The 7,383-nt window shown below is 57.2% G+C and carries 7 protein-coding genes and 1 pseudogene; 5 read left to right on the top strand and 3 right to left on the bottom strand.

Annotated features, from left to right (window positions below; genetic code table 11):
• Both B3Q33_RS06890 and B3Q33_RS06885 read left to right on the top strand, forming a co-directional pair.
• Nucleotides 1-753: pseudogene (locus B3Q33_RS06890) on the top strand (ABC transporter); the annotation flags it as partial.
• Between the two features lie 7 nt (nt 754-760).
• Nucleotides 761-1,552 carry a M48 family metallopeptidase gene (locus B3Q33_RS06885; RefSeq protein ID WP_273009565.1) on the top strand — a complete coding sequence of 264 codons (792 nt, stop codon included), beginning with the start codon at nt 761-763 and terminating at the stop codon, nt 1,550-1,552.
• Nucleotides 1,553-1,665: 113 nt separating this feature from the next.
• On the opposite strand, the gene nfuA is transcribed toward B3Q33_RS06885, so the two are convergent.
• The gene (gene nfuA / locus B3Q33_RS06880) at nt 1,666-2,265 is read right to left on the bottom strand and encodes a Fe-S biogenesis protein NfuA (protein WP_035244235.1); all 600 of its coding nucleotides are present in this window, start codon (nt 2,263-2,265) and stop codon (nt 1,666-1,668) included.
• A 409-nt stretch (nt 2,266-2,674) separates the two neighbouring features.
• Between nfuA and B3Q33_RS06875 the strand changes: the two genes are divergently transcribed.
• The 3 genes from B3Q33_RS06875 to B3Q33_RS06865 all read left to right on the top strand — a co-directional run bounded on the left by B3Q33_RS06875 (nt 2,675) and on the right by B3Q33_RS06865 (nt 5,220).
• On the top strand, nt 2,675-2,908 hold the full coding sequence (locus B3Q33_RS06875; RefSeq protein WP_273009567.1) for a DUF2970 domain-containing protein: 234 nt from the start codon (nt 2,675-2,677) through the stop codon (nt 2,906-2,908).
• A gap of 181 nt (nt 2,909-3,089) precedes the next feature.
• A complete protein-coding gene (locus B3Q33_RS06870; protein ID WP_286827308.1) occupies nt 3,090-4,736 on the top strand; it encodes a nitrite/sulfite reductase in 1,647 nt (548 codons plus the stop codon).
• Nucleotides 4,729-5,220, top strand: a complete 492-nt coding sequence (locus tag B3Q33_RS06865) for a DUF934 domain-containing protein (RefSeq protein WP_273009570.1) — start codon at nt 4,729-4,731, stop codon at nt 5,218-5,220. Before B3Q33_RS06870 ends, B3Q33_RS06865 begins: the two co-directional genes overlap by 8 nt.
• A 42-nt stretch (nt 5,221-5,262) precedes the next feature.
• Here the strand turns inward: B3Q33_RS06865 and B3Q33_RS06860 are convergent, their stop codons facing one another.
• Together B3Q33_RS06860 and B3Q33_RS06855 are read right to left on the bottom strand one after the other, a co-directional pair.
• Entirely contained in the window at nt 5,263-6,219 is a 957-nt protein-coding gene (locus tag B3Q33_RS06860; protein ID WP_273009572.1) for a zinc transporter ZntB, read from the bottom strand.
• Nucleotides 6,220-6,358: 139 nt separating this feature from the next.
• Complete coding sequence (locus B3Q33_RS06855; RefSeq protein WP_273009574.1) at nt 6,359-7,348, bottom strand: YhdH/YhfP family quinone oxidoreductase; 990 nt, start codon at nt 7,346-7,348, stop codon at nt 6,359-6,361.
• Nucleotides 7,349-7,383: the final 35 nt, after the last annotated feature.

Raw genomic sequence — 7,383 nt, 5'->3', positions numbered from 1 at the left:
CGCATCGCCATGCTGGATTTCGGCATGGTAGGCAAACTCAGCCATAGCCGACGCGAGCAGATACTGCAGATCACACGCTCGGTGGTGCTGCGCGAGGCCGAGCAATGCGCGGCGGTGCTCTCCAACTGGTCCGATGGCCAACCGGTCCGTTTCGATCAGTTAGTGTCTGACGTGGAAGACGTGATCAGCCAGTACCATGGCATCTCCCTGTCACAGCTGGACATTACTGCCCTGCTCACGGATATCACCGCCCTGGTGCGCAACCATAACCTGGTGCTGCCCAGTGATATCGCCCTGTTCATCAAGGCGATTATTACGCTGGAAGGGTTCGGGCGTCTGCTCAACCCGGATTTTGATCTGATGACCGAGGCGGAGCCACTGCTCAAACGCATGATCCGCACCCGCTACTCCCCGGTGCGGCTGGCCAAGAGCCTGAGCCTGCGTGCACTGGACGTGGTGGACAAGGTTTATGCGCCGCCCCACGCCGGCAATTTGCCGTCGCAACAGGAGGGCAGTATTGATCCACGCCACCTGGAAAGGCTGGTAGCCAGACTGGAACGCGGCCAATATCGACAGGTCCAAGCGTTATTGGTGTCAGCCGGTTTTATCGGCGGTTCACTGATGCTGGCCGGCCGTGTGCCTCCTGCACCATGGGAAATTTCCCTGTTTGGCCTTATCATCTTCCTCGGAAGCGCTGGCTGGGCAAGCTGGCTTATGTTTGTGTCCCGCCGTTTTCTGCGGGAATGGGAGTAACAGAATAATGAAATTTCGACGTCTGATTATGGTTTCCGCCCTCACTGCCGGGCTTGTGGCCTGTGCCACCTCACCATTGGGCCGCAATCAGTTCCTGCTGATGCCCGCCGGTGAGATGGACCAAATGGGCGCCACCGCCTACGCACAAATGAAAGAAGAGAAACCACAGAGCAAAGATAGCCGTGAAGTGAACTATGTCCTTTGCGTGAGCAATGCCATTACCAACACCGTGGGTGGCAACCAGCAATGGGAAGTCACCGTGTTCCAGGAAGACAGCGCCAACGCCTTTGCCCTGCCCGGAGGAAAGATCGGTGTCCACACCGGCCTGTTAAATGTGGCCAAGAACCAGAGCCAGCTTGCCGCCGTGATCGGCCATGAGATCGGGCATGTGCAAGCCCAGCACTCCAACGAACGGATGTCCCTGCAGTATGCCACCCAGGGCGGCATGCAGCTTCTGGGCGCCCTGGCTGGCCAGGACAGCGCAGCCAAACAGGGCATCATGGCCGCACTGGGTGTGGGCGCAGAGTATGGTGTTGCCCTGCCCTTCAGTCGCAAGCACGAAGCGGAAGCCGATATCATTGGCCTGCAGCTAATGGCTCAGGCCGGTTTCGATCCCCGCGAAAGCGTCAATCTGTGGCAGAACATGGCAGCGGCCAATGGCGGTAACGAGCCGCCGGAATTCATGTCCACTCACCCCTCCAATTCCACCCGCATTAACGGACTGCGCGCGCGCATACCGGAAGTGATGCCGCTGTATCAGCAAGCTCAGGCGGCGGGACGCAAGCCGCAGTGCGGGTGAGGGGGAAGCTACGAGCTGCTAGCCACTAGCTTCTAGTAAACGCGAAGACCTTAAACAAGAAAACGCAGCCTAAGGCTGCGTTTTCTTTTCTAGAAGCTAGTAGCTCGAAGCTGTTAGCTGTAGTAAGCGTTGTCCGTGACGGTGTGGTCGGTCTTGTCGCGCACACCGGTCAGGTCCGGCACGCGTTCTTTGAGGGTTTTCTCTACGCCATCACGCAGGGTCACATCGACCACGGAGCAACCCTGGCAGCCGCCACCGAATTCCAGCACGGCCACGTTATCTTCCGTCAGCTCCAGCAATTGAACGCTGCCGCCATGGGCCGCCAGGTTGGGGTTGATTTCGGCATACAAGACGTAATTGATTTTCTCTTCGATGCTGGCGTCTTCGCTGATATCGGGCACCCGGGATTTCGGGGCGCGGAAAGTGAGCTGACCTCCCATGCTGTCTTTCTTGTAGTCGATCACCGCATCTTCCAGGTAGCGCACGCTCTTGCCTTCTACCCAGGCGTGAAAGCCCTCGTAGTCGTAGCGAACGTCGCTGTCTTCCTGTTCGCCATCCGGGCAATAGGCCATGCAGCACTCCGCATGGGGGGTACCGGGACGCTCTACAAAAATGCGCACGCCGATATCGCCCTGCTGATCCTGCTTGCCCAACAGGTCACGCAAGTAATCCTGGGCGGTTTCGGTAATATCGATCAACTGCTCTGCCATCATGATTCCTGTTCGGGATGAATGGCCACCTGGCAGGCTGCTGAAAAACCCCTTGCATGCTCAGCGTAGCCTGAAGCGCGCAGCAGATATGCGCTTCAGGCGACGCCCTTCGGGGCTTTCAGGCTGGCCCGTACTCGTTGTTGCAATTTCTCGATGGGTGGACACACACCTTCAAAATTGCGCCTAGATTACGAGCCAGCCTGAAAGCCTGAGCAGGCAACGGGTTTTTCACCAGCCTGCTGGGGGTGGTAATGCTTTCCTGACTATTTTAGTCAGGTATTCCACAGTTGCAATGGTGCCGTGGTGAAGTGAATTCAACCCCGGCCTTCTCCGCTGTTACCCGGCGCTCGGCAAGCGTACAATAGCAGACGTAATTTATCGTTCAGCCAATCGCCAAAACGCAGGATTTTCCATGTCCGAGCAGCATCACACCCCCTCCGATCAGGGCAAAAAACCGACGTTAATCCAGACCATCAGCAGCATTCTGGCCGCTTTATTCGGGGTCCAGAGCTCGAAAAACCGCGAGCGGGACTTCACCAAAGGCGATGCCGGCAACTATATCGGTGTCTATGTAGTGTTGGTTCTGGCACTAATCATCGGCATGATCGTTACCGTGAATATGGTACTGGACGCCGCCGCGAAATAAGCCCGCTTAGATGAGCATTCGTTATAGCGATATGCCAAGATATTTCTTTTCACTATAAGGGCGCTTTGTTAGAGTGCCGCTCTCCCTCCCCCGAGGGCGACGCTTACCTGTTGAATTCTAACCCGAATCTATGATTTGACATGGATTTAGGTTCAAGCATAAAGGACGGTGAATCGGTCCCATGTACGTCTATCAGGAACATGACCAGCGACTGCTGGAAGAGCGGGTTGCGCAGTATCGCGACCAGACCCGCCGTTATCTGGCTGGAGAACTGAGCGAAGACGAGTTTCTCGTCCTGCGTCTCCAGAACGGCCTCTATATTCAACGTTATGCGCCGATGCTGCGCATTTCCGTTCCTTATGGCTTACTGGCGAGCCGTCAGCTGCGCCGTCTGGCTCATATTGTGCGCACCTATGACAAGGGCTTCTGCCACGTCAGCACCCGCCAGAATATTCAGCTGAACTGGCCTTCCGTGGAAGAAGTGCCGGATATTCTTGCCGAGCTGGCTGACGTGCAGATGCACGCCATTCAGACCAGCGGCAACTGTATCCGTAACATCACCACCGATGAATTCGCTGGTGTGAATCCGGACGAAATTGAAGATCCGCGTCCCTGGTGTGAAATCATTCGCCAGTGGTCCACCTTCAACCCGGAATTCGCCTACCTGCCGCGTAAATTCAAGATTGCCGTGAATGCCGTCCCCGATGCGGACCCGGCCCTGATCGGCGTCCACGATATAGGCGTACAGCTGGTTCACGATGCCAACGGCGAGACCGGCTTCCAGGTATGGGCCGGTGGCGGCCTGGGCCGCACCCCCATGACAGGTTCCGTGATTGGCGAGTTTGTCCCATGGCAAGACCTGTTGCCCTACCTGGAGTCCATCCTGCGGGTGTACAACAAGTACGGTAACCGCGACAACAAGTACAAGGCCCGTATCAAGATTCTGGTCAAGGCTCTGGGTGCCGACAAGTACCGCGAGCTGGTGGAACAGGAATTCGCCGAGCTGAAAGACGGCCCGATGACCCTGACCCGGGAAGAAGTAGAACGTATTCAGTCCTGCTTCAGCGCCCCGGACTACCAAACCGTGGACAGCGCCGCCCTGGACGCCAAACTGGCCGAAGACAAGGCGTTCAGCCGTTGGTATCACACCAATACCCGCGCCCACAAACAGGCCGGTTACCGCGCTGTTACCCTGACCCTGAAGAAAACTGGTCGGGTACCGGGCGATATCAGCGATGAGCAGCTGGAAGCCGTTGCCGATCTGGCGGACCAGTACAGCTTCGGTGTGCTGCGCAACAGTCACCAGCAGAACATGGTGCTGGCTGATGTGGCCGCCTCGGATCTCTACGACCTGTGGAAAGCTCTGGACGCTCTCGGTTTCGCCACCCCCAACCTGGGCCTGATCACCGATATCGTGGCCTGCCCCGGTGGCGATCTGTGCGCCCTGGCCAACGCCAAATCCATTCCGGTGGCGGAATCCATCCAGCGCCGCTTCGATAACATGGATTATGTGCATGACCTGGGGCTCATCGACCTGAACATTTCCGGTTGCATGAACGCCTGTGGTCACCACCATATTGGCCACATCGGTATTCTCGGCGTGGACAAGAAAGGCAAGGAGTTCTACCAGGTCACCCTGGGTGGCCGTGGTGACAGAGAGTCACGCGTGGGCGAGAAACTGGGCCCGTCCTTCGAGTCTGATCAGATTACCGATGTGGTTGAAAATATCATCAAGCTCTATGTAGAAAAGCGCCTCGAAAACGAGCCGTTTATCGACACCTACGAGCGCATTGGCATGGACCCGTTCAAGGAGCGCATCTATGGATAAGGTAATCATTGATGGCGCCATCGCGGACAACCTGTGGCAGCGACTGGAAGCAGATGCTCTGGAAAGCGGCGTGCCGGCACAAGGCAAAATCATTGTGCCGCTGGCCTACTGGCAGGAAAATCGCGATGCCCTGATCGACCGTGGTGATGTGGCCGTATGGCTTGCACCGGGCGAAGAGCCCAAGGACCTGGAAGACGATCTGGCCAGCCTGCCGCTGGTGGCGATCCACTTTCCGGCCTTCAAGGACGGTCGCGGTTACTCCTATGCCCGTGAGCTGCGAACCCGCTATGGTTTCAAAGGTGAAGTTCGTGCCACCGGCGATGTGCTGCGTGACCAGCTGTTCTATATGACCCGCTGCGGCTTCAATGCCTTTGAAGTCCGTGCAGATCGTAGCATTGAAGACGCACTGCAGGGCCTCAAGGATTTCAGCATTACCTACCAGGGCGATGTGAACGAGCCCAAACCGATCTACCGCCGGGCCTGAACGGCAACCCCCTCAACGGCAGATCCACGACAACGCCGCTGGCTACAACCAGCGGCGTTTTCGCATCCAGATGGCGACGCCAACGGCAATCACCCCCACGCCGGAACAGAACCACCAGAAAGCATGCGGATCCTCGACGCCCGGCAGCCCGCCCACATTGATACCGAACAGGCCGGTCAGAAACCCCAGCGGCAGGAACAATGCGGAAATGATCGCCAGCAGATACATACGATCATTGATCGCTTCGTTTTGCACCGAAAAGACCTCTTCCTGCAACAAGGTCGCATGCTCCCTGGCCGCATCCAGATCTTCCAGCAGGCGTTGCAAACGATCCGTGGCTTCTCGGATCAGCATGGTATCCGCCGCCGCAAACAGCGATTCATTCTGTAGCTTGATCAATGCCTCACGCTGGGGGGCAAGATACCGTCGCAGTGTAATCGCTCGCCGGCGTAGCAGGCTCAATTGTGGCGTCAGACTGGATCTGGGGGCTTCTTCCAGCTGCAGCGCACAGCTCTCCACTTCCGATTCCAGATTCTCGATCACCTCTTCCATACGCCAGATCAGCTGATCCACCAGTTCGGCCACCAGAGCGCTGATGGATGCCGGACCCTGCTCACTGTCCAGGGAGCCCTTCACCGCATCAACACTGAGCAAGCTCCGCTTCTGGCTGCTCACCAACCCCCTTGGTCCAACCCACATACGCAGGGCGATCATGTCTTCAGGGCGTGCACCGGGATTCAGGTTAACGCCGCGCAAATACACCAGTACGCCACCGGCCACTTCCGAGGCACGGGGGCGGGTTTCCGCTGCGGTCAGCGAATCAATCACCGCCTGCGGTATCGACTGCCGGCGCAGCCACTGCTCACTTTCTTCGCGTGTATAGTCCAGATGCACCCAGTAAGCGGTCGTTTCCGCCAGAGGCTGCTCGGCAGCCAATTCAGTTGCGCCACCCCGCCCATTCAGTTGCAATGCAATTTTCAGCCAATTGCTGTCAGTCATTGTGGCTCATGCCCTTGTTGTCCCGCCTGGATTTCATCGAAATATCGCATGACTATAGAATGCGTGAGTGACTTTCTTCAGACAAATAAAAAAGCGCGGCATAGCCGCGCTTTTTTATAGAGATTGAATGCTTCCGGCATCAGGGCAAGCGCACGACCACACGCCCCTGTACGCCACCCTGGAGAATTTTATCTACCCAGGCATTAACACCGTCCAGTTCAACCTCATCCGCTTCCAGCAGGGACAGATCCACAGGCATCCACTCGTCCGCAAGCAACTGCCACATCTGCTGTTTGATTTCGCAGGGCAACTCAACACTGTCCACACCCAACAGGTTCACACCGCGCAGAATAAAGGGCAATACCGTCATTTCCAGCTTCGGAGATGCCGCCAATCCACAACAGGCGGCACAGCCACCATATTTAAGGCTCTTCAATGCCGTCGTCAGCATATCACCACCGGCACAATCCACCGCCCCGGCCCATTGCTCCTTGAGCATGGGTTTGCCCGCGTTCTCAAGAAAACTGTCACGGCTGATCACTTCACTGGCGCCCAGCGACTTGAGCCACGGATGGGATTGCGACTTGCCGCTTACAGCGGTGACAGAAAAGCCCAGCTTGGAGAGAATGGCGACGGTGATGCTACCGACTCCACCAGTGGCGCCGGTTACCAACACCGGGCCCTGATCCGGATTAAGACCGGTATCGAGCAGTGACTCTACGCACAATGCAGCGGTTAGCCCGGCGGTACCCAGCACCATGGCATCTCGGGGTGCCAGACCATCCGGCAACGGAACCAGCCATTCTGCAGGCACCCGGATGTACTGACCGTAGCCACCATCCGTATTCATACCCAGATCATAACCGGTGCAGATCACGGTATCGCCAACACTGAAAGGACCGTCTGAGGTTTCCTCTACCACTCCCACCGCATCAATACCTGGCGTATGGGGAAACTGGCGGGTAACACCCTTGTTGCCGGTGGCAGAAAGCGCATCCTTGTAGTTCAGGGATGACCAATGCACGCGCACCAATACACCCTCTTCCCCCAGATCGGTCAGCTCACGTTCTTCCAGTGCGGTTTGGTAGCCGTTCTCGGTTTCACGGGTCAACAGGGCTTGGAAACTCATGATCGAACTCCTCTAAAGCTACGAGCCGCTAGCTG

Origin of the sequence: Alcanivorax sp. UBA3183 (assembly GCF_002364155.1) — a bacterium.
In the GTDB taxonomy this organism is placed as follows: Bacteria; Pseudomonadota; Gammaproteobacteria; order Pseudomonadales; family Alcanivoracaceae; genus Alcanivorax; species Alcanivorax jadensis.
The sequence above is the reverse complement of the archived record's forward strand: the minus strand, read 5'-3'. Positions and strand labels throughout refer to the sequence as shown.

Excerpts from the sequence above, each read along its gene's own strand:
- B3Q33_RS06885 (WP_273009565.1), top strand. The coding sequence starts at position 761 with ATGAAATTTCGACGTCTGATTATGGTTTCCGCCCTCACTGCCGGGCTT.
- nfuA (WP_035244235.1), bottom strand. The coding sequence starts at position 2,265 with ATGATGGCAGAGCAGTTGATCGATATTACCGAAACCGCCCAGGATTAC.
- B3Q33_RS06875 (WP_273009567.1), top strand. The coding sequence starts at position 2,675 with ATGTCCGAGCAGCATCACACCCCCTCCGATCAGGGCAAAAAACCGACG.
- B3Q33_RS06870 (WP_286827308.1), top strand. The coding sequence starts at position 3,090 with ATGTACGTCTATCAGGAACATGACCAGCGACTGCTGGAAGAGCGGGTT.
- B3Q33_RS06865 (WP_273009570.1), top strand. The coding sequence starts at position 4,729 with ATGGATAAGGTAATCATTGATGGCGCCATCGCGGACAACCTGTGGCAG.
- B3Q33_RS06860 (WP_273009572.1), bottom strand. The coding sequence starts at position 6,219 with ATGACTGACAGCAATTGGCTGAAAATTGCATTGCAACTGAATGGGCGG.
- B3Q33_RS06855 (WP_273009574.1), bottom strand. The coding sequence starts at position 7,348 with ATGAGTTTCCAAGCCCTGTTGACCCGTGAAACCGAGAACGGCTACCAA.